The following is a 20,948-nucleotide window of genomic DNA, read 5'->3' as shown; positions in this document are numbered from 1 at the left end:
CCTTGCCACAGGTATACTGCAGGAAGACCGGAGGGCGTTATAGTGTTTGAGTTACTTGCCGCAGGTGGCTGGGTTATGCCTGTCATCGTTTTATGTTCAGTTATTGCCTTGGGCATTTGTATCGAGCGCTCTGTGGCACTGAACCCTGATCGGATAGCGCCTCCCCATTTATTAGCAAACGTATGGAAGCAACTCAAAGCCGGAGAACTTGATGCGCAACGGCTTAAGGCATTGCGACAGGGGTCACCACTGGGCGCAATTTTGGCTGCAGGGCTCGTTAACCGCAGCCAGGGCCGCGACGTCATGAAGGAAAGCATTCAAGAGGCGGCGGGACATGTGGTCCATGACCTTGAGCGTTATTTGAATACATTGGGCACTGTGGCGGCCGTAGCGCCACTGCTTGGCTTGTTGGGCACCGTGGTCGGCATGATACGCGTTTTCACCGAGATAACCGTTCAGGGGACAGGTAATGCCAACGCTTTGGCGGGAGGTATTTCAGAGGCTTTAATCACTACAGCTGCGGGGTTAGTTGTGGCAATTCCGGCGCTGGTAATGCACCGTTTTTTTACCGGAAAAATCGACACCATTGTGGTGGGTCTGGAACAAGTTTCAATCAAGCTCGTCGATGCGTTGCACACGGGTAAGAAAACGGAATACGACCTTTGAAATTTCGTCGCAAACGCACAGATGAGTTGTCAATTAATTTGACGCCTCTGATCGACGTCGTTTTTTTGCTGCTAATTTTCTTTATGGTATCGACTAGCTTCACCAAGGCGACGCAGCTGGCTATTAATTTACCTGAAGCTGAGGGTGAGCCCGCGCCTAAGCGCGCCACTAAACTGGAACTTATGATTGCTGCTGATGGGTCATTTACTTTGAATGGAACACCGGTGTCTAACCAGCCCATTGACCTACGTCGTGCGTTGCGTGATGAGGCGGGGGAAGATCGTGACATTCCGATCACTATTGCGGCGGATGGTGAGGCGGCACATCGCTTTGTTGTTACTGCTCTTGACGCAGCGAATGCACTGGGTTTTCGGCAATTAACTATTGCAGCGCAAACGCCAAGTGGTAGCAATGGCTGATCCGACAAAATATCAGGGAAGCGACTGGGGGCTTTATCGGCGCCTGTTGTCTTATGTCGTCCCATATTCAGCGGCGTTTGCTTTTAGTGTGGCTGGATTTTTAGTGTACTCGCTGGGTAGTGTCCTACTGGCAGATCTCACCCAGTTTCTGTTGGACTCATTAGGACAGAGCAGCCAAGTTGAGTTGGGCTTGGTTTCAGCCGCTGCACATTGGTTTTGGCCGCCCGGGGATAAAGATCCACTAGATTACGCGCGGGTGGCAGTGCCTGTCGCCGCGGTTGTACTGTCACTGGGCAGAGCGCTGGGATTCTTTGTCGGCAACTACTACATGAACGTGGTGGCTCGTAGTGTTGTCCATACGCTTCGGGTTGAGTTATTTGAGGTGATGATGGCGGCGCCGAGGCGCTATTACGACGCCAACACCAGCGGTAATTTGCTCAGCAAGATTACCTTCAACGTCGAACAGGTCTCGGGAGCCGCAAGTGATGCGTTGAAAGCGATTTTACGCGAGGGCCTTACAGTTATGGCCCTTGTCACCTACATGCTTTATCTCAACTGGCGTTTGACCCTTATATTTTTCGTGGTCGCCCCTGCAATTGGCCTCGTTGTGGTGGTCGTAGGGCGTCATTTTCGACGGTACAGCCGCCGTATTCAGGATTCGATGGGTGCTGTCACGCAGGTGAGTAGCGAATCACTGGGGGCTTTCGAGGCTCTTCGTGTCTTCGCCGCGACGCGACAGCAAGTGGCCAAATTTACGAACGCGAGCCTATTTAATCGAAACCAAAGTTTGAAATTGGCCTTTGTTCAGGCGGTTTCGACCCCAGTCATACAAACGTTGTTAGCGTTGGCTTTGGGCGCATTGTTTTGGTTTGCATTAGATCCAACGATTCTTGCGGGATTTTCTGCGGGCTCCCTGGTGGCATTTATCACCGCAGCCGCTCAAATGGGGAAACCGATACGAACCCTCAGTGGGGTGCAGAGCATTATTCAGCGAGGGCTTGCCGCAGCGGAAGATGTGTTCGCTCAAATTGATATCTCGCCTGAGCCTGATCGTGGCACAACACCGTTGGCTCGCGCAAAAGGTGAAATTGTGATGGAGCGGGTGAGTTTCCGTTATCCAGAGGCCAACGAATATGCTTTGGAAAATATTTCACTGCAGCTGAAACCGGGTGAGACGGTCGCGCTTGTCGGACGTTCTGGCAGCGGGAAGTCCACGCTAGTTCAACTCTTACTCCGTTTTTACGCACCCGATCACGGTGAAATCCGCCTTGACGACCTCGTGATTGAGGAATACGCGTTGGCCGACTACCGAAGCCAATTTGGCGTTGTCTCTCAAAATATCAGCTTGTTCAGCGATACCATTGCTAACAACATCGCCTTTGGTCAAATGGCAGACGCGTCCTATGAATCTGTTCTAGCGGCGGCTCAGCAGGCCCATGCCATTGAGTTTATTGAAGCCCTACCACAAGGCCTCGATACCACGTTAGGTGATGGCGGTTCAGGGTTGTCTGGAGGGCAAAAGCAACGATTGGCTATCGCTAGAGCGCTACTCAAGGACGCACCAATTTTAGTGCTTGATGAAGCGACCTCGGCGCTGGACACTGAGTCTGAGACCTATATTCAGGATGCTTTGGCAGAGTTTTGCAAAGACCGGGCAACGCTGGTGATTGCCCACCGTTTGTCGACAATTGAAAACGCCGACAGAGTCATAGTGCTGGACCAAGGCTGCATTGTCGCAACTGGTCCACATCAGCAGCTGCTTAATGACAGTCCCCTGTACGCGCGTCTTCATAAGCAAGAAATTTCTCAGTCGTGACTGCTTTGCGCCAGCGCATTGAGTCCGTAGTTACACGCGCATGGTACGAGGGCGCTCTTTGGCTTTGGCTTTTGTGGCCCCTTAGCTTGATAACCGGCTGGGTGGTCCGCTGGCGCCGCTATAGGATCACGCCCGCCCCCTTACCGGTTCCCGTAGTAGTGGTGGGGGGCATTACTGTTGGGGGCACAGGGAAGACGCCGGTTTTGCTTGCACTTGCCAAGGCCTTTGAGCACCAAGGGCACCGAGTGGGTATCGTCAGTCGTGGTTATGGTGGGATTGTCGGTAAAGGCCCCTGCGAGGTGCAGCCGACATCATCTGCAGCTGTAGTGGGTGACGAGCCTTTGTTGCTGGCACAACGCGGTAATATTCCGGTGGTGGTTGGACAGGATCGATATGCCGCTGCACAACGATTACTTGAGACGCATGCGCCCACCCTGATTCTTTCTGACGATGGCCTGCAACACCTTAAGTTGCCCAGAGACTTCGAAATTGTAGTGCTCGACGAGTCGCGAGGCCTAGGTAATGGGCGTTTGCTCCCTATGGGGCCCTTGCGGGAGCCCTCAGAGCGGCTAGATAGTGTGGATTGGATCCTCATGCGCAATGGTCGAAGCAAGGATACGGGCTTCCATTACCGTCTAGAGCATTTTAAACATTTGTGTTCAGCGGCGCCGTTAGCAATAGAGGGAATCGCAGAGCAATGGCAAGGTCAGCGTGTGGCTGCTGTGACCGGCCTCGGTCAACCCGATCAATTTTTTTCTGTGCTGAATTCTCTGAACCTGACTGTGCGTCCTCATACGCTTCCTGACCACTATGCCCTGACTGAACAAGATCTTGCAGCGATTCAGGCAGATATTATTGTTGTGACTGAAAAAGATGCCGTTAAACTCACAGGCACAACCGACGATCGTATTTGGGTGCTGGTGATTTCTGCAGAGCTTCCTGAAGCGTTGTTGCATCGTCTTGGCACACAGTTTAAGCAAGCGGAGATGGCCCCCTGTTCAACATCGTAATTCCAGCGCGTTTTGGCTCCACGCGATTGCCAGGCAAACCCCTATTAGAGATTGGGGGAAAGCCTATGGTGTGGTGGGTTTGGCGACAAGCCTGTGCAGCAGGCGCTCAGGCTGTTGTTGTTGCGACCGACGATGCTCGTATTGCTGATGTGATGTCGGCTTCAGGCGCTGATGTTGCCATGACAGCCAGCGAGCACCTCTCCGGTACAGACCGGCTTGCAGAGGTTGTGCAGCAGCGCGGGTGGGATGAGGGCAGTGTTGTTGTGAACGTTCAGGGCGATGAGCCACTCATGCCGGTTGCAAACATTCAGCAGGTGGCTAAAGAGCTGATTCAACACCCTGAGGCGAGCATCGCAACCTTGTCTGAGCCGCTGACGAGCGCGGAACAAATCGGTGACCCCTCTGTCGTCAAAGTCGTTGCCTCTGCATCTGGCAACGCGCTGTATTTTTCACGCGCAGCGATTCCCTTTCAGCGCGATCCTAGTGACGAGTCATTACAGGCTTTCATGGCAACAGCGCGGCGGCATATTGGGTTGTACGCGTATCGTTGTGGATTTTTGCGGGCTTTCACCACGTGGCCACCATCGGCAACTGAGGTTCTAGAGTCGCTTGAGCAACTGCGGGCTTTGGACCGGGGGCACCGCATTAGAATTGTTGATGCGGTTGAGTCAGTCCCTGCCGGTGTCGATACCCCGGCAGATCTTGAGCGTGCTCGAAGGCTCCTGGTAGGTTGAGCCATGGCAGTTGAGGCTTCGTTTTCTTTAAAGCGCTGCAATGCTTTACGCTTATCTGCAACTGCACAGTGGTTCGCGCGAGCCGAGTCCTTGGAATCTTTGCAAGCATTATTGCCATGGGCGAGGGAGCGCAATTTGCCGGTGTCGCCTCTAGGGGAAGGCAGTAATGTTGTCCTCCAACCCCGGGTTGAGGGCTTGGTGTTGCAGATGGCCCTCAAGGGGACCTTGCTCCAGCGGGATGACGGGGAGCAAGTTCGACTCCGTGTGGCCGCCGGTGAGAATTGGCATGACCTCGTAGCGTGGTGCTGCGAAAAAGGGATTTATGGTCTTGAGAATCTTGCACTGATACCCGGTTCGGTAGGAGCTGCTCCGGTACAAAATATTGGGGCGTACGGTGTCGAGGTAGCGCAACGGATCGTCGGTGTCCAAGCCATTGATATTCAGACCGATGCACTTGTTTATTTAACCGCCGAAGACTGTCAGTTCAGCTATCGTTCGAGTGTATTTAAGCAGCCGAAAGGAAAGTCTTTAATTATTACAGCGGTCGATTTTCAGCTGCACAGGAACATGGCAGTCGTAGCTTCATACCCGACGTTGCAGGCTGCCCTGCACGGAGCAGAGCCCAGCCATGAGGATGTCTTTGATGCTGTCGTGAAAGTGCGCAGTCAGCGTTTGCCCGATCCAAAAAAAATTCCAAACGTGGGCAGCTTTTTTAAAAACCCGTTGGTGCCGACCGATGTGGCGAAACGTCTTGGTGCACGCTTCCCCGATTTGCCGCAGTACGACACAGATTCTGCATTAATCAAATTGTCAGCGGCGTGGATGATTGACGATTTAGGTTGGCGAGGGAAAGAAGTCGATGGCGTGGCAGTGTCGGAGGCTCACAGTTTAGTTCTGGTGAATCGAACAGCGACTTCATCTGCAGCTGTACTGGGTTTGGCAGAGGCTATTCAGCAGTCGGTCGAGGAGAGATTTGGCGTTGAGCTGGTACTTGAGCCCCAGGTTTTAGGCGTCTCCGACGATAAATTGCAATGACCGATTTTGATGCTGAGAGCTACTTAAAAAACCTGACAACCCGACCTGGTGTTTACCAGATGTACGGGAAAGAGGGTGATCTGCTGTACGTGGGCAAGGCTAAAAACCTTAAAAATCGCGTCACCAGTTATTTTCGTGCGAGTGGACTAACTGCAAAAACGATGGCACTCGTAAATCGCATCAGGGACATTCAAGTCACGGTGACCAGCACCGAGGTCGATGCTTTACTGCTCGAGCACAACCTGATCAAAGAGCATAGACCTCCATATAACATTAGCCTCAAAGACGATAAGTCTTATCCTTATATCTACCTTAGTACCCACGACCGATGGCCAAGATTGGCGCTGCACAGGGGCCCAAAGCGGCGCAAGGGCGAATATTTTGGTCCTTACCCCAGTGCCGGTGCGGTTCGTTCGACGCTGCATTTGCTGCAGAAGGTTCTCAAGGTCAGGCAGTGCCAGGACAGCTATTTTCGCAACCGCTCACGGCCCTGCCTGCAGTACCAGATTGGTCGCTGCAGTGGACCTTGCGTTGGGTTGGTCAGTGACGAGGACTACGCCGAGCAAGTTGAAAAGACTGACCTTTTTTTGACCGGAAAATCTCAGGAGCTCATGGGCAGACTTGCGGATGAGATGGAAAGCGCCTCAACAGATTTGCGCTTTGAGGAGGCAGCGGAGCGGCGTGACCAACTGATGCAACTGCAAAAAGTGCAGACTGTGCAGGGTATTGAAGGCGTACGCGGGAACCTCGATGTTTTAGCGGTGTCAGTCGCCAATGGTTCAGCATGCGTGCAGGTTCTATTTATTCGTGAGGCACGAGTGTTGGGGAGTCGCACTTATTATCCGCCAACCCGCCTCGATGAGGACGCGAATGCCGTTTTGGAGGCGTTCATGCCGTTGTTTTATCTATCAGGCAAACAGGTTATTCCACACGAAATTATTGTGACAGACCTTCCCGAGGGTGCAGGGCCATTAGCGGAGGCTCTCAGCATTCGTGCGGGGCGCAAGGTAGAGATTCGTTCAAAGGTTCGTGAGGCGAGGGCGCGTTGGCTTGAAATGGCTCAGCAAACTTCTGATACGAATTTAACTGCGCACCTTAGCGGCAAACAAACCATGGCGGGTAGGCTTGAGAGCTTGAGGCGAGAGTTAGATCTTGATGCGCCACCGACGCGAATGGAATGTTTTGATATTAGCCATAGCTCTGGTGAAGCAACGGTGGCGAGCTGTGTTGTGTTTGATAACACAGGCCCCCGAAAAGCGGATTATCGAAAGTTTAACGTCGAAGGCATTCAGCCCGGTGATGACTATGCGGCTATGCAACAAGCATTGGAGCGACGCTACAAGCGACTCGCTGCTGGTGAGGGAAGTTTGCCGGATGTATTGTTTATCGATGGTGGTAAGGGGCAGGTCTCGCAGGCTATGAGTGTGCTTGGGCATTACGGTATTGAGAATGTTCGGGTTTTGGGGGTCGCTAAAGGAACCACTCGTAAAGCCGGTTTTGAAACCCTTGTCGATGGTGAAACGGGTAAAGAGTCGGTACTTCGTGGTGACAACCCTGCGCTTCACCTGATACAACAAATTCGCGATGAAGCGCACCGTTTTGCAATTACGGGGCATAGGGCACGACGTGCAAAGGCTCGTAAAACGTCGACTTTGGAGGGTATTCCGGGGGTAGGCGCCAAGCGGCGTCGCGAATTGCTGCGACATTTTGGCAGTGCATCGGGGGTGTCAGGAGCTCGTGTAGAAGAGTTGTGCAAAGTCGAGGGCATTAATTCCAGTCTTGCGCAAACAATTTATGACCACCTACATAGCATTAACGATTGAAGCCTTTTTGATCGAGGCCGGGTGTGCCACACTCGTACGGGCTCAAGCTTAAAAGCTTGTGACATCATCATTTTGAGGATTAGCCTTTGCCGCTAAATTTGCCCAACATACTGACGCTGCTGCGTATCGCAGCCATCCCCGTCTTGGTGCTTTTTGCGCACTTAGGGTCACCCTGGGGTAACTGGGGGGCAGCGGCTTTATTTGGTGCCGCCGCGCTCACGGATTTACTCGACGGCTGGTTAGCGAGGCGCTCTGGGCAGACCACGATTTTTGGAGCTTTTTTAGATCCTGTGGCCGACAAACTCATTGTTGCTACGGCACTGGTTTTGCTGACGGCAAGGTTTGATGACGTTTTAATTACCCTTTGTGCGTGCGTGGTAATAGGACGCGAAGTCGTGGTTAGCGCCTTGCGGGAATGGATGGCTAGACTGGGTAAAGAAGCCTCGGTGGCGGTAAATCAGATTGCAAAAGTGAAGACGACCTTACAAATGATTGCAATCTCATTCCTATTGCTGCTGTTACCAGAATATGCGACCACCGGCTGGTTTATCTTGGGAAAGACGGTTCTGATCGTCGCGGTGTTGCTGACGTTGTGGTCTATGATGGTGTACCTCCGTTCATTTTTTGCAGTGATTCAAGAGAGTGAATCGCAGTAATCGTCACTGCAGCGGTAGGAAGCTCGGTCGGCATTTAGACGCTAATTAAATAGCAGCATGTCTCGCGCATCGCGCTGTAGGTGCGCATGGACTTGCCACCATATACGCCCATCCATCGAGACATTTCAGACTAAACCGTTGCCGCTGCGTCACGGCATGCGTATACTTCGCGCCTGCTGCAGCGAGGCTGTAGCAATCTCTTAGAAAGTTTCTCCAAGGCTCGGTGGCAGAGTGGTAATGCAGCGGATTGCAAATCCGTCAACGCCGGTTCGATTCCGACCCGAGCCTCCAATTTATCTCCCAAGTTGCAAGCAGCTGTAAGAACAACAGTTGCTTTGTTTGTGGTGTAATCTGAAGTCGCTGTATGGCTTTTCCCGCATTAACTAGCGCAGGGGGTTCCATGTCGACCGATCATCAGAAAATAGAAAACGTTATTCAGGTGTACTTTGCCTGCATGTACGAATCTAGCAGCGATAAAGCCCATGCTGCTTTTCACCCCGATGCATGGATATCCGGCTACCTCCCAAATGGCTACCAACACATGACGGTATCGGAATTCGGCGATTTTGTGGCGGCTCAGCAACCGTCGCCTAAATCAAAAGGGGAGCCGGCTAGATTAGAAGTAATTTCTTTGGAAGTCGCAGGACAAACGGCGGTGGCTCGCGTGCGTGACGGCTACCTTGGGCTGGTATTCCTCGACACGTTGTCCTTCATTAAGCTTGAAGGGCAATGGCTAATCCTAAATAAGTTGTTCCATGTTGAGACTTAACGGGTTGTGATTTCGACGGGGACAGTACTTGTCGTTGGTTTGTTCCAATCCTATGTTCTCTATTTGTACCTACTAGAGCGCCACAACCTTCCTTGACTCCGAGCTAGCGGAGTTCGTTGTAATCCTCGCCGGATAGTTTATGTCACGATGACCACGCGGCTTGTTAGATTTGTCTAAAAGCTAAAAGCTAAAAGCTAAAGCCCAAAGCCCAAAGCCCAAAGCCCAAAGCCCAAAGCAAAAGGCAAAAGGCAAAAGGCAAAAGGCAAAAGGCAAAAGGTCATTGGTTGTGCCGCGATTATTCAACCTTGTAGGTCCTTTTCAGGTAAAACTCTGGGCCACATCAAAAGGATGTTAATACCCTGTTGCTGGATTTAGTTAGTGCCAAGGATCTGGTGCGAATATGACGGCTTTTTTTCGGGATGTCTTTGTCTACTATTCTCTTGCCAATCCTTTCAATGCCCCTCTTGCCGACTCCTAGCGGCCAACGATCACTTCATGACAAAGTGAAAACATTGCTTAGTGTCAAAAAATAAAGGTTTCCTATGGACATATTAAAAAATGGAGTGTAATTTCACGCCATAACAAAATTAAAGAGAAGTAAATGTCAGGAGCCTCAACAATAAGCGGTCGCTTGGCCTCTGCCTTAATGAGGAACAGGGGGGTGGCCTCGCTTTTGCTGCTAATGACCACGTTGTTCTTCGCGTGGGGCCTGCAAGACGTCGAATTAAAAACCATATTTTCAGATTTACTGCCCAAAGATCATCCTTTCGTACAAACCTACAAAGACCACCCAAACTTTGGCAACCCGCTGACCGTAACCATCATGGTCAAAGCGCGTGAGGGCGATATATACAACGCCACTACGCTGCAAAAAGTTTGGGACATTACGCGAGATATCGACCTTGCTCCGGGTGTGGATCACGATCAGATCTTGTCTGTGGCGACGGAGAAGGCCCGTTACTCCAAAGCAACGCCCTTTGGTATCGATAGCCAGCCTTTGATGGGGGATCGTGCACCGACAAATCCCGATGAGGTTTTGGAGTTCCAGTCACGCTTAGCCAAGGCGCCTAACGCCAAGGCCTTTCTCGTGGCTGGAGACGACACTGCCGCGCTAATTACCGCAACGTTTATCGAGCGCAGGCTCGATTACGCCGATGTGTTCGAGTACGTGCAGCAGCTCGCGGCGGACAACAGTGATGCAAAGCACGACGTCTACGTGGCAGGACAACCCATACTGACGGGCTGGGTTTACAGCCATCAGCAAGAGATGTTGGCAATTTTCGGAGTGACGATCGCGGCGCTGGTTTTTTCCTTAGCGGTGTATATGTCGAATATTGCTGGAGTTGTGACGCCGTTGGTAACAAGTTTTGTCGCCGCAATATGGGGCTTTGGGTTTGTCGGTTGGTTGGGTACACCTATTGAGCCGCTGATCATGGTTGTACCTTTGCTATTGGTCGCAAGGTCGTTTAGCCACTGTGTGCAGTTCGTAGAGCGTTATTACGAGATTTATCAGATCTGCCCAGATAAACGCTCCGCTGCTGAGCGGGCGCTGAAGGTAATGATGGCGCCTGGCTTTCTTGGTATTTTAACTGACGCTGCAGGTCTTTTTCTCATCATGGTTGCACCCATTCCGGCCATGGAGAGGTTCGCCTTATTTTGCGGATTTTGGGCGTTAATTTTATTTCCAACGAATGTCCTCCTTTCACCCATCATTCTTTCATTGCTTCCTGAGCCTAAAAATGTGCAGCGTATTCTGGGACATGAGGCGGGTAGTGGGGGAAGTCATCGGCTGATTTATGGAGCTCTGGGCTTTATTGGTAAGTTAAGCCATGGCAGGCGTGCTCGCTTTACGGCGTCGGCTTTGCTGGTGGTGGTTGTCTTTAGTATAGGTCAGGTGCTGCAAATAAAAGTCGGCAATCCCGTGGAAGGCTCAAACCTACTTTGGGAGGATTCAGACTACAACCAGGCTGTCTCGCAAATTAATAGTCACTTTGCCGGGCTAAATACCCTCGAAATTGTGTTTGAAGCTAAGGACCCTACGAATCCAAGGCGTGTATCCCGACAAGCGGATACTGTCTTTTCGATGCTGGCTCTTCAAAATACCCTCGAGCAGGGTGAATCGCCGCCGGTAGCGACACTTTCCTTCGCAGACTATTTGCCCGAGGCCAACCGCTTGTTTAGTGGTGGACACCCTAAATGGTCTCCCCTGGATCGTGAGCAAGGTGCCATTACTGCTGCAGCAAATGCCGTGATGGTTGGCACGGGTCCTAAAGCTTTTCTTCACGTAACAGACTTTGTTCAGCAAAACTCTACAGTATCACTCTGGTACAAAGACAATAAACAGGAAACCGTTGACGTTGCGCTGCAGCAGGCTGCGGCTGCGGTGGAGTCAATTGGTGTCGATCACGAGGCCTTCACGGTGCGCTTGGGCAGTGGAACAATCGCTCTGCAGCAGTCGATCAATGACACTGTTGATGACTACCAGTGGGTGATCCTTGGGTTGCTCAATTTAGTCATTCTTGCAACCTGCAGTTATGCCTACCGCTCTGTGCTTGCAGGTATCTTACTGCTCATACCCGTGAATATATCAAACCTATTGTTAGGCGCTGTGATGGTTCAGCTAGGGATTGGACTCGATGTAAACACGCTTCCAATTACGGCCATCGGCGTTGGGGTAGGTATCGACTACGGCATTTATCTACTAAGCCGAATTTGTGAGGAGTTCTCTGAGCGTGAGGACTATGCAAAGGCAATCGATAGGGCGGTAGCGACGACGGGTAAGGCCATTCTTTTTACCGCGACGATTGTTCTGATTGCGATTTTGCCCTGGTATTTCCTGTCTGACTTGAAATTTCTTGCGGATATGGGGCTGCTTTTAGTCATGGTGATGCTTATCAACATGGTAATCGCACTAGTTGTGATTCCTTTAGAGGTTTGGTTTGTGCGGCCAAAATTTCTTGCCTCAGAGGATTTGATGGTTCTTGAACGCGAAGTAGGGCAGTTAGAGGGCGCGGTTTCCTCTGTTTCAACTTGATTAAGGCGTGATGGGCAAACAGTAGGCCCCGCACAAAAATTTTAGAAAAAAAATAACCAGGTGGAAAAACATGCATATCAAAAAATACGATCACAACTTTAGCCGACGGCATTTTCTTGAAACTGTCAGTAAAGGAGCTTTGGGTGCTGGTGTACTTGCGCCTCTTTGGCCATTGATATCAAACGCCCAAGATATTACCAAGGCGTACCCTGACGAGCTGCTCTCAATAGAGGGTTACACGAAGGGTAAAGTGAGCACGGGTGACATGATTACGGCGGACAACGTCGAGTATGTAAAGGATCTGTTGGATCCAATCGCCTATATCGAAGTAAAAGATATGGGCAGGCAGATCAAGATCGTTAAATCCACTACGGACGTTACCAAGCTTTTTCCACATGAATATCTCGAGGCTACACTCCGCAACCAGGGTAAGGCGCAACTCGATGAGAACGGTAACGTCATCACTGCAGACGGGTCACCTTGGATTGGCGGCAACCCATTTCCCGATGCAAAAACAGGATTAGAGGCGTACGCCAACCTCACGCTAAGCTGGGGCCGTCATGATCAGGCTCTCTACGGGATTAGAGATTGGGACATCGGACCTGACGGCAGTGAACAGTATCAGTATGATTTTTGCTGGAGTGAGCAGAACACCATTGGACTGGTTAATAGTACTGAGCCTTATTGGCCTGGCAAGGAAGACATACTCCGCTACAACTCGATCTGGTTTACCTACCCAAATGATTCGAGGGGAACCTCATTTGTAAGCACTTGGTACAACGACCAACGACGCTTCCCAGATCTTTACGGTTATATACCTGCGTTTAAGCGCGTGAGGCGCTTCCCCTCGAGTCAGCGATTTGAGCCCTTGGTTCCAGGAATCACCCTGTTTTTGTCTGATGGTTGGTGTGCAGGTGATCCCATGCTGACCTGGGGCAATTATAAGGTTGTCGAGCGCAAGCCGATGTTGGGTGGTGTCTCTCAAAACTGGCACGGCAGCAATCCAAACTCAGAGCCTTCTGTGCACGGTGGCCCGAAGGGTCAAACGTTCTTTGAAACGGCTATGGAACTGGTGCCCGAATGCATCGTTGTTGATATGGAGCCAACCGGCTATCCCAGAGCACCTGTAGGGAAAAAGCGTGTCTGGCTTGATACACGAAATATGATGTTTACCAGCTGCGTTACCTACGATCGTCGCGGTGAATTGTGGAAGTCTGTTGAGGCGACAACGAGTCAGTACGTCGATGGCGACACCACTAAGATGGATGGTGCACACCCCGGGTGGTCGTGGACAAAGTGTCATGTGCACGATATCCAGACCAATCGCATGAGCCGATTCTATCAGGCTGATCAGATTAGAGGTGGATACAAGTCTGGTTGGAATCAGGGCGATCTGTATGAAAAGTACATGACCATTCCTGCAATTCGACGATTGGGTGCGTGATGCAAAGGCGGCTTTTTCGCTTTAGTTTTTTCTGGATGTTTCCATTGGTCAGCGGCTTTGCGCTGGCCAGCCCTCTCAGCCTAGAAAAAACGAATGTTCAAAGTGTTCACGCTGGATTCAAGCATGAGGCGATTTACGGGCTGTGTGTCGATGAATCGAAAGCAATTGCCGTGGGTGAGGCAGGTTTGATTTTATCATCTGCAGATGGCGGTGATACGTGGATTAAGTCGGAACGATTTTCCGAGGTTGCTTTGCTAGACGTCGAGTGTGGCCGTGGAGTCGAACTATATGTCGGTCAAAGTGGTGAGATATATCGGCTTACGGACGGCACTGTAGAGGCGGTATCAACAGATTCTGATGCGCGTCTGATGAGTGTGGCCCATTCACATGCGGCTGGGTTAACGGTGGCCGTTGGGGCGTTCGGCACTATTTTGGTGTCGGCAGATGGGGGAGGAAGCTGGTCCTCATCAATCGTTGATTGGTTTGCAGTCCTTGACGATTACGTTGATCCCCATCTGTACGACGTTGATATTTCTGAGCAGGGCGTTGTCACAATTGTGGGTGAATTTTCTCTTGTTCTTCAGTCGGTTGATCAGGGGCAATCCTGGATAACTCGTCAGCGCGGTGAGCCTTCATTGTTTGGTCTAAATATTAATAGCTCCGGCATTGGATATGCGGTGGGGCAGGAGGGAACGCTTCTGTCGACATCTGATGCGGGCACTTCATGGACCCCGATTAAAACACCGACGACCGACATTCTACTTAACGTAACCAGCCTGAACGATGGCCTCATTGTAGCTACGGGTATGCGACAACTGATTTTCAGCGTCGACGGTGGTGCCCACTGGAGCCTCAGTAGAAGCCCTGCTTTTGCAGAAGGCTGGTACCAGGGCTTGGAAGTGTCACCTAAAAGCGAGATTGGCGCGTCAATAATTTTTGTTGCCGGTCACCGGGCGAATATTTTGAAACTTGAATTGCAATAAAAACAGTCAAACAGAGGAAACATAATGAAAATAAATAAAAGTGGGGTTAAGAGAACCCTCACAAAAGCAAGCCTCATGTTATTGGCAGGGCTTTCTCAATCAGCGCTCGCGATCGACTGGTACGTCTCTGGGTTTGTTCGGCAGGAGGGTGCCTACAGCATTGACAGTAGTAACGAAAACCCATGGAACCAGTCTGGTAATGTTTACAACGGCGTTGCGGCTCCCAATGTGGTCGACCAGCTGTTGGGGATTCCCCCTGGAACCGTAACTCGACCCGCATCATTTACCGAAAGCAACGACTGGAATGTCATGTTGACGCGGGCTGAGATCGATATCGACGCCACTATAAATGACAATTGGAAGTTCGTTGCAAAAGTGCGCGGGCTTTATGCGTGGGATACGTACGATAGTGGTCCGGGTGAGACAAACTATTTTGAGTCGCCTTTCCGCGGTGAATGTGCCACGCGCTTAGAGGTATGCGGCTCTGACTACATGGTTGATCTGCCTTCGTTCTACGTTGATTACAACTCTGGGCCTTTATGGTTACGCATAGGTAATCAGCAGATCGCTTGGGGCGAATCTATTTTCTTCAGGGTTTTGGATAACCCTAATGGCTTAGACCTGCGTCGACACTCGGCGTTCGATTGGGCGTCAGAGGAGTTCGCTGACAAGCGTGTTCCCGCACTAGGCATCCGGGGTAGTTATCGCTTCCAAAACGACTGGGAGCTAGAGGGCTGGATACAGGAGTTTCAACCCACAGTACTATCCAACGCCAATACGCCATACAACCCTATTACCTCTACTTTTACAGTACATCAAGAGGAGGGCTTTGATGCAGTCGATGACGAGTTCAATTTTGGTGCTCGGTTACGGGGGCAGATCGGCGAGCTAGGCTTGCAGTTTACTTATACGGACAGGATGAATCCTGATGGCGCCTTCCGCTGGACGGAATCTGGGGTTAACGTTTTTGATCGCGCCGGAATCGCCGATCCTGGCATTGGCGGCCTTTTGGCTCAGACGCCCTTTGAGCCGATTTCAGGTGGATTAGGCATTTATTCCGCGATCCAGTGGATGACAGAGGCCGCAGGGTCCCGTCTGGACGGTAGCAATCTTCAGGCATTGCTTGATGATTTCCCGGCTGCACAAGCGCTGGTAAGTGGCGCGTTAGGTAATTTTGGATTGCCACCAGATACACCTGTAGATAATTACGCTCTTTCAACAACGGTACTAGATGCGTTTTTCTCACCAAATCTTGGGCTGGGGGAATTTAAAGGCCATATTGAGCGTACCTTCCATCGAGAGGAGATATATGGGTTCGGTGCTAACTATATGTTTTTTGGCGAACCAGATTCGTTTATCGATCAACTAATTGTCCGCTTCGAGGCAACCTACACACCAGATCGCGTCTTTACCGACCCATCGTTATTGGGGGCCGACTTCCTCGTTGAAGATGAGTACATCACCTCGCTAGTTGTCGAGAAGTACCACAGGTTTTCGCAAAGCTTCCCTGCGACCTATATGGTGTTTCAGTGGCTGCATAAATCCGAGAGCGATATTTTTGGTCGCCACTTAGACGGTTATGGTGCCAATCCCTTTGGACCTCCCACAGGTCGCAGTAGCTTCAACGCTGTCTCGTTTGCATTCCAGCAGCCTTCGCCAACGCTTAAGTGGCGCACAGATTTTGCTTTCTTGTACGACACAGAGGGCGGCTACCTTGTGCAGCCCGGAATTCGCTACAAGCCTAGCAAGTCGATCAGTGCGGAGGTATTCGCCAATTTCGTCGGCGGCGGTGACGACAACATGGATGCCATGTCGACTTTTGATTTTGTAGAAGAAGTGGCTTTCAGACTGACATATCAGTTCTAACCTCGCGTAAGGAGGCAGCGCCTTCAGCAGATGGGATGCCAATCTGAAAGCCTGAACGGCGCTAACGACCGATGAGCGAACGAAAAAATAGGTAAATGGTGGTGATTTATGGGTGAAGTGAAAGACTACAAAGCTGCGTTTCAATTGCATGGCAAGGTTGCCTTGGTTACTGGTGCCGGAGGCAATTTAGGCGCAGAAATTTGCAGAGCGCTGATGTCTGCCGGCGCTTCAGTACTGGCAACTGATGTGAACGACGAAGGTGCAAAGGCGGTATCAGACGCATTGAATGCTTCAGGTGGGCAAGCGGCCTGGATGAAGCATGACGTCACCAATGAGGAGGAGTGGCAGTCTGCAGTGGCTTTAGCTGTCTCAACCTTCGGTGGCCTCGACATCATGGTAAACAATGCAGGGATCGTTCCAATGAACTTTCTTGCTGACCTCGATATTGATGAGTTCCGGCGGGTTCAGGATGTCAATGTTGCTGGACCAACCTTGGGTTGTAAGTATGCTCTGAGGGCCATGCGACCCGATGGAATCAGCGGTCGGGGCGGCTCGATTATTAATATGTCTTCTGTCATGGGGCTTTCTGGAACCATTGCTCTGGCTTCTTACAACGCTTCGAAAGGTGCGGTTCGTTTGTTGTCGAAATCGGTCGCGGCGGAATGTGCGTTGTTAAAAACAAATATTCGTTGCAACTCAATACACCCTGGAATCATAGACAGTGATATGGGTTCCTTATTTCATGAACAGCTTGTTGCCCTTGGCGTTGCTCCCAGCATGGAAGCGTCAGAAGCGGGGTTTTTAGCCGCAGTCCCGATGGGGGAGGCCGGTCAACCCTCCGATATTGCGGCCGGCGTCGTTTACCTAGCATCAGATGCGAGCCGTTATGTCACGGGCTCAGAACTGGTTATTGACGGCGGTTTTTACGCTACCTGAACAAAATTAAAGAGGACGTTTAAATGTCAGATGATTTAGTGATAGCAGGAGACGAGTTTCACGCTCGTGATTTAGAACAAGCTGCGGTGATTCGTAACCCTTTCCCTTACTACGATATGTTGCGTGATAAGCCGCTGCAGTTTGGTGTGCGAGGCTTCCCACCGGGAACAGTGGAAGGTATGGATGAGCCCATACCCTCTTGGGCGGTTTTGAAATACAAAGACCTTGTTCATGTGGCGTCTAATCATCAAATTTTTTCTTCGCGTGATCGCATGCAAGAACAATCAGACGCTCCCACACTAATGTTGGTTAATCATGATCAGCCTGAGCATACCTGGCTACGTACCATCGCGAGAAAGGCCTTTTCTCCTAAACGTGTTGAAGCAGATGTTGCGCCTTGGCTGCACGATACCGTTGCCGACATGCTTAATGAAGAAGGCTCTGGGCATTTAGATGTAATGACGAACTTAGCTGCTGATTTGCCACCCAAGTTCATTGCAAGGCTTTTGGGTACCCCTGCTGAAGATTTTAAGAAGATCCGAGGCTGGGCTGACGCGTACATGGGTACCTCCACAATGACAATGGCTGAAAAGGCTCAATCAAACGTGGAGCTTCATGAGTATTACACCGACCAAGTGGGTCAGCGATACGACATGATCAAACGTGGAATGGCAAATGACGATTTGCTGACAGGCTTTATTGAGGCTAGCGGAGAAGATGGCCGCAAGTTGACGCCTGAAGAAGTTGTGCGTTTCTGTATCACGATGGTTGCTGGTGGTGCTGAATCCAGTGTGTTTCTGATTGGTAATCAGGTGGCGGCGATGCTGGAAATGCCTGAGCTTTATCAGCAAATGCGCGATGACCGATCGCTGGTCCGACCCTTCCTAGAGGAGAGCATTCGACGGGATGGCCCGATTCAGAGGCTATTCCGAGAGTGTTTAGAGGATACCGAAATCGGGGGAACGCCCATCAAGAAAGGTGAGTGGGTTTGCGTTTTTTTCGGCGCAGGGAACCACGACCCTGAAATGTTTGAACGTCCTCATGAGTTTATTTTAAACCGCCCAAATGTGGGGAAAAACTTAACCTTTAGCCACGGTATCCACCACTGCATCGCGTCCATTGTTGCCCGAAATGAGGCGGCAGCCATGATTAACGGCATCTTGGACCGTTATCAGCGGGTCGACCAAGGTAGTGGCCCTGTGACATATCAAGATCGAAACTTTATTAACTACGGACCCTCAAGCTGTCCGGTTAATTTTGTGCCTGCTTAAAAGACGGAGGGATCATTAATGTCTGATTCAGGAAAGTCACAAGTGCAAGTTGATATGGTGGTAGTAGGAGCTGGCTTCGCTGGACTCTACATGACCTTTAAAGCGCAGGAAGCGGGTCTGTCTGTGGCCTGCTTCGAAGCGGGCAATGGTGTGGGAGGTACTTGGTATTGGAATCGATATCCCGGTGCCAGAGTTGACATTGAGTGCGTCGAATATTCCTACTCTTTTTCTAAAGAGCTTGAGCAGGAATGGCAATGGTCTGAAAGGTATGCAGCCCAGCCCGAGATCGAACGGTACGCGAATCACGTTGCTGAAAGATTCAATTTGAATGAAAAAATTCAGTTTGGTACTCGCGTTGTTTCCGCCATTTTCGATGAGGCAACTCGTCGATGGCTGGTAACCACTGATCAGGGTGATGTTGTGTCCGCGCAATATTGCATTATGGCTACTGGCCTCATTTCAGCGCCGGTGGAACCGCGGTTTGACGGCTTGGAGACCTTTAGAGGCGAGCAGTTTATGACCAGCCGCTGGCCGCAAGAGGCGCCAGAATTTTCAGGAAAGCGAGTGGCTGTTATTGGCACGGGTTCTAGTGGCATTCAGGTGATTTCTGAAGTAGCCAAAGAAGCCGATCAGCTTTATGTGCTGCAACGCACGCCGTCCTATACGATTCCACTTCAAAATCGCCCTGTTAATGCAGAGCAAGTTGCCAATATAAAGACCAACTACGAGTCGCTGCGTCAGTTGCAGTACGATTCTTTTGCGGGCTTTACTCTTGTGCACTCAGAATTAGCGCCGCTGCCATCGCAGTCCGCACTCGAGGTCAGCCCTGAAGAGCGACGGGCGGAGTACGAAAACCGATGGGCCTCTGGCGGACTTTCGCCTTATTACGCTTATACCGATAGCCTGTTAGACGAAAAGTCGAATGAAACCTTGGCCGAGTTTGCTCGAGAAAAAATCCGCGAGAGAGTCGATGATCCCGACTTGGCAGAGAAACTCTGCCCAGACTATCAAATCTTAACGCGCCGACTATCACCTGAAACGAACTATCTCGAGGTTTTCAATCAGGCAAATGTAGATTTAGTGGATCTGAACGAGCAACCGATAGAGCGATTTACCGCCTCGGGAATTATCGTCGGAGGTGAAGAGCTCGAACTAGATGCCGTAGTTTTCGCTACGGGATTTGACGTCATGACCGGGGCTATGGATCGAATTGATGTCCGAGGGAGAAACGACCGTACTCTCAAGGATCGTTGGTCAGAGGGGCTGACAAGTTATTTAGGTATGATGACGCATGGGTTCCCAAACTTGTTTTGGGTCAACGGCCCACACAGTCCCTTCTATAATCCAATCTTGCTAGCGGAGTATCAAGGAGACTTTATTTGTCGCTTGTTTGATGAACTTCGAACCCATAATGCCGACACGATTGAGCCCGATGCCGATGCAGAGCTTCAATATGTTCAGTTCACTAATGACATTGGCAACATGACGTTATTTCCAAAGTCGGATAACTACTACATGGGCGATAACATTGAGGGTAAACCTCGAAACGTTGTGTTCTTTTTTGGGGGCTTTCCTTTGTACCGAGAGCAGTGTGAAGCAGGTGCCAGTGGGCTCGGTGGATTCTCGTTTTCATAAATAATCAGTTATTTTTGGAGTTTTAAATATGTCTGAATCTGGAATAGATAGCCGATTTCTGATGAGTATTGATATTAGCTTCGAGCCGCCTGTTGTAGCGACTCCTGGTCTGGTGGTGATTAACGTTACGGGCGGCACTTTTGAAGGACCGTTAATGCGTGGTGACATGATTGGCCCTAGCGGGGATTGGGCAAGGATTCAGGATAATGGTAACTGGAAAATTGATGCTCGCCTTGCCATGAGGACCGAGGAGGGTGACACCATTTACTGTTACTACGGGGGGGTAGTCAGAATGACCGAGGAGCTTGCCGCGCGTTCAGCAGCCGGTGAAGTGTTGACTGGAGAGGATCTTTATCTGCGCTCCGCCCCAAATTTTGAGACAAGCTCGGAAAAGTTTGCCTGGTTAAATGACATAATGGCCGTCGGTAAGATGACCAAGTTTGGCGGCGGTAAGCTGGGCTACGACGTTTACGAAATACTTTAATTTTTGCCGTTTCTGCGGCACCTGAACTGGAAGCATGTGGTATGAAACTATTGGTTACAGATAGAAAGGGCGAGGAGCACACGGTTGAGGCTGCGGTTGGCGAGTCACTGATGCTATCTTTGCGGACTCATGATCTTGTGGACGCAACCTGCAGCGGTTCTTGTTCTTGTGCAACATGTCATCTGTTTATTGGAGATGCGTGGGCCTCCGACCTTCCTCCTCCTAGTGATGACGAGGCTGAGGTCATTGAGTTTTTGCAATTCGCCCAGAAAGATAGCCGACTTTCCTGTCAGCTGATCGTGACTGAAGCCATGGAGGGTATGAAAGTTACTGTGGCGCCAGAGGAGGGTTTTTGAGCGCTGCAATG

At 50.8% G+C, this 20,948-nt stretch carries 18 protein-coding genes and 1 tRNA gene; all 19 read left to right on the top strand.

From position 1 onward, the window contains the following. Positions 1 to 42: 42 nt before the first annotated feature. Entirely contained in the window at positions 43 to 666 is a 624-nt protein-coding gene (locus ACMAY6_RS08585) for a MotA/TolQ/ExbB proton channel family protein (RefSeq protein WP_435211000.1), read from the top strand. Continuing rightward, positions 663 to 1,085 (top strand): ExbD/TolR family protein, encoded by a 423-nt coding sequence (locus tag ACMAY6_RS08580; protein WP_435210999.1) that lies wholly within the window; start codon positions 663 to 665, stop codon positions 1,083 to 1,085. Before ACMAY6_RS08585 ends, ACMAY6_RS08580 begins: the two co-directional genes overlap by 4 nt. Continuing rightward, entirely contained in the window at positions 1,078 to 2,901 is a 1,824-nt protein-coding gene (msbA, locus tag ACMAY6_RS08575) for a lipid A export permease/ATP-binding protein MsbA (RefSeq protein WP_435210997.1), read from the top strand. The genes ACMAY6_RS08580 and msbA overlap by 8 nt, the downstream gene beginning before the upstream one ends. Then, positions 2,898 to 3,911 (top strand): tetraacyldisaccharide 4'-kinase, encoded by a 1,014-nt coding sequence (lpxK, locus tag ACMAY6_RS08570; RefSeq protein ID WP_435210995.1) that lies wholly within the window; start codon positions 2,898 to 2,900, stop codon positions 3,909 to 3,911. Before msbA ends, lpxK begins: the two co-directional genes overlap by 4 nt. After that, positions 3,896 to 4,645 carry a 3-deoxy-manno-octulosonate cytidylyltransferase gene (gene kdsB / locus ACMAY6_RS08565; RefSeq protein WP_435215977.1) on the top strand — a complete coding sequence of 250 codons (750 nt, stop codon included), beginning with the start codon at positions 3,896 to 3,898 and terminating at the stop codon, positions 4,643 to 4,645. The genes lpxK and kdsB overlap by 16 nt, the downstream gene beginning before the upstream one ends. Before the next feature lie 3 nt (positions 4,646 to 4,648). Beyond that, the gene (gene murB / locus ACMAY6_RS08560; protein ID WP_435210994.1) at positions 4,649 to 5,680 is read left to right on the top strand and encodes a UDP-N-acetylmuramate dehydrogenase; all 1,032 of its coding nucleotides are present in this window, start codon (positions 4,649 to 4,651) and stop codon (positions 5,678 to 5,680) included. Further along, entirely contained in the window at positions 5,677 to 7,503 is a 1,827-nt protein-coding gene (uvrC, locus tag ACMAY6_RS08555; protein WP_435210993.1) for an excinuclease ABC subunit UvrC, read from the top strand. Before murB ends, uvrC begins: the two co-directional genes overlap by 4 nt. Before the next feature lie 86 nt (positions 7,504 to 7,589). Further along, positions 7,590 to 8,159 carry a CDP-diacylglycerol--glycerol-3-phosphate 3-phosphatidyltransferase gene (pgsA, locus tag ACMAY6_RS08550; protein ID WP_435210991.1) on the top strand — a complete coding sequence of 190 codons (570 nt, stop codon included), beginning with the start codon at positions 7,590 to 7,592 and terminating at the stop codon, positions 8,157 to 8,159. A gap of 217 nt (positions 8,160 to 8,376) precedes the next feature. Continuing rightward, positions 8,377 to 8,450 (top strand) — tRNA-Cys (locus tag ACMAY6_RS08545). 109 nt (positions 8,451 to 8,559) lie between these two features. Further along, positions 8,560 to 8,928 carry a nuclear transport factor 2 family protein gene (locus ACMAY6_RS08540; RefSeq protein ID WP_435210990.1) on the top strand — a complete coding sequence of 123 codons (369 nt, stop codon included), beginning with the start codon at positions 8,560 to 8,562 and terminating at the stop codon, positions 8,926 to 8,928. A gap of 601 nt (positions 8,929 to 9,529) precedes the next feature. Then, a complete protein-coding gene (locus tag ACMAY6_RS08535) occupies positions 9,530 to 11,962 on the top strand; it encodes an efflux RND transporter permease subunit (protein WP_435210988.1) in 2,433 nt (810 codons plus the stop codon). 70 nt (positions 11,963 to 12,032) lie between these two features. Then, entirely contained in the window at positions 12,033 to 13,406 is a 1,374-nt protein-coding gene (locus tag ACMAY6_RS08530) for a DUF1329 domain-containing protein (RefSeq protein WP_435210987.1), read from the top strand. Beyond that, on the top strand, positions 13,403 to 14,389 hold the full coding sequence (locus ACMAY6_RS08525; RefSeq protein ID WP_435210985.1) for a WD40/YVTN/BNR-like repeat-containing protein: 987 nt from the start codon (positions 13,403 to 13,405) through the stop codon (positions 14,387 to 14,389). Before ACMAY6_RS08530 ends, ACMAY6_RS08525 begins: the two co-directional genes overlap by 4 nt. A gap of 24 nt (positions 14,390 to 14,413) precedes the next feature. After that, positions 14,414 to 16,255, top strand: coding sequence for a DUF1302 family protein (locus ACMAY6_RS08520; protein ID WP_435210983.1), 1,842 nt, complete (start codon positions 14,414 to 14,416; stop codon positions 16,253 to 16,255). Positions 16,256 to 16,363: 108 nt separating this feature from the next. Continuing rightward, positions 16,364 to 17,191: an SDR family NAD(P)-dependent oxidoreductase gene (locus tag ACMAY6_RS08515; RefSeq protein ID WP_435210982.1), complete on the top strand. Its 828-nt coding sequence runs from the start codon at positions 16,364 to 16,366 to the stop codon at positions 17,189 to 17,191. Positions 17,192 to 17,214: 23 nt separating this feature from the next. Further along, positions 17,215 to 18,462 carry a cytochrome P450 gene (locus tag ACMAY6_RS08510; protein WP_435210980.1) on the top strand — a complete coding sequence of 416 codons (1,248 nt, stop codon included), beginning with the start codon at positions 17,215 to 17,217 and terminating at the stop codon, positions 18,460 to 18,462. 18 nt (positions 18,463 to 18,480) lie between these two features. Next, the gene (locus ACMAY6_RS08505) at positions 18,481 to 20,097 is read left to right on the top strand and encodes a flavin-containing monooxygenase (protein ID WP_435210979.1); all 1,617 of its coding nucleotides are present in this window, start codon (positions 18,481 to 18,483) and stop codon (positions 20,095 to 20,097) included. Positions 20,098 to 20,125: 28 nt separating this feature from the next. Then, on the top strand, positions 20,126 to 20,581 hold the full coding sequence (locus tag ACMAY6_RS08500) for a DUF3237 domain-containing protein (RefSeq protein ID WP_435210977.1): 456 nt from the start codon (positions 20,126 to 20,128) through the stop codon (positions 20,579 to 20,581). Between the two features lie 41 nt (positions 20,582 to 20,622). After that, a complete protein-coding gene (locus tag ACMAY6_RS08495) occupies positions 20,623 to 20,937 on the top strand; it encodes a 2Fe-2S iron-sulfur cluster-binding protein (RefSeq protein WP_435210975.1) in 315 nt (104 codons plus the stop codon). The last annotated feature ends 11 nt before the right edge of the window (positions 20,938 to 20,948 follow it).

The sequence above is a fragment of the Luminiphilus sp. nBUS_16 genome, from assembly GCF_051201645.1.
Classification (GTDB): domain Bacteria; phylum Pseudomonadota; class Gammaproteobacteria; order Pseudomonadales; family Halieaceae; genus Luminiphilus.
Note: the sequence above shows the minus strand (reverse complement) of the source record. Positions and strands in the feature narration are given on the sequence as shown.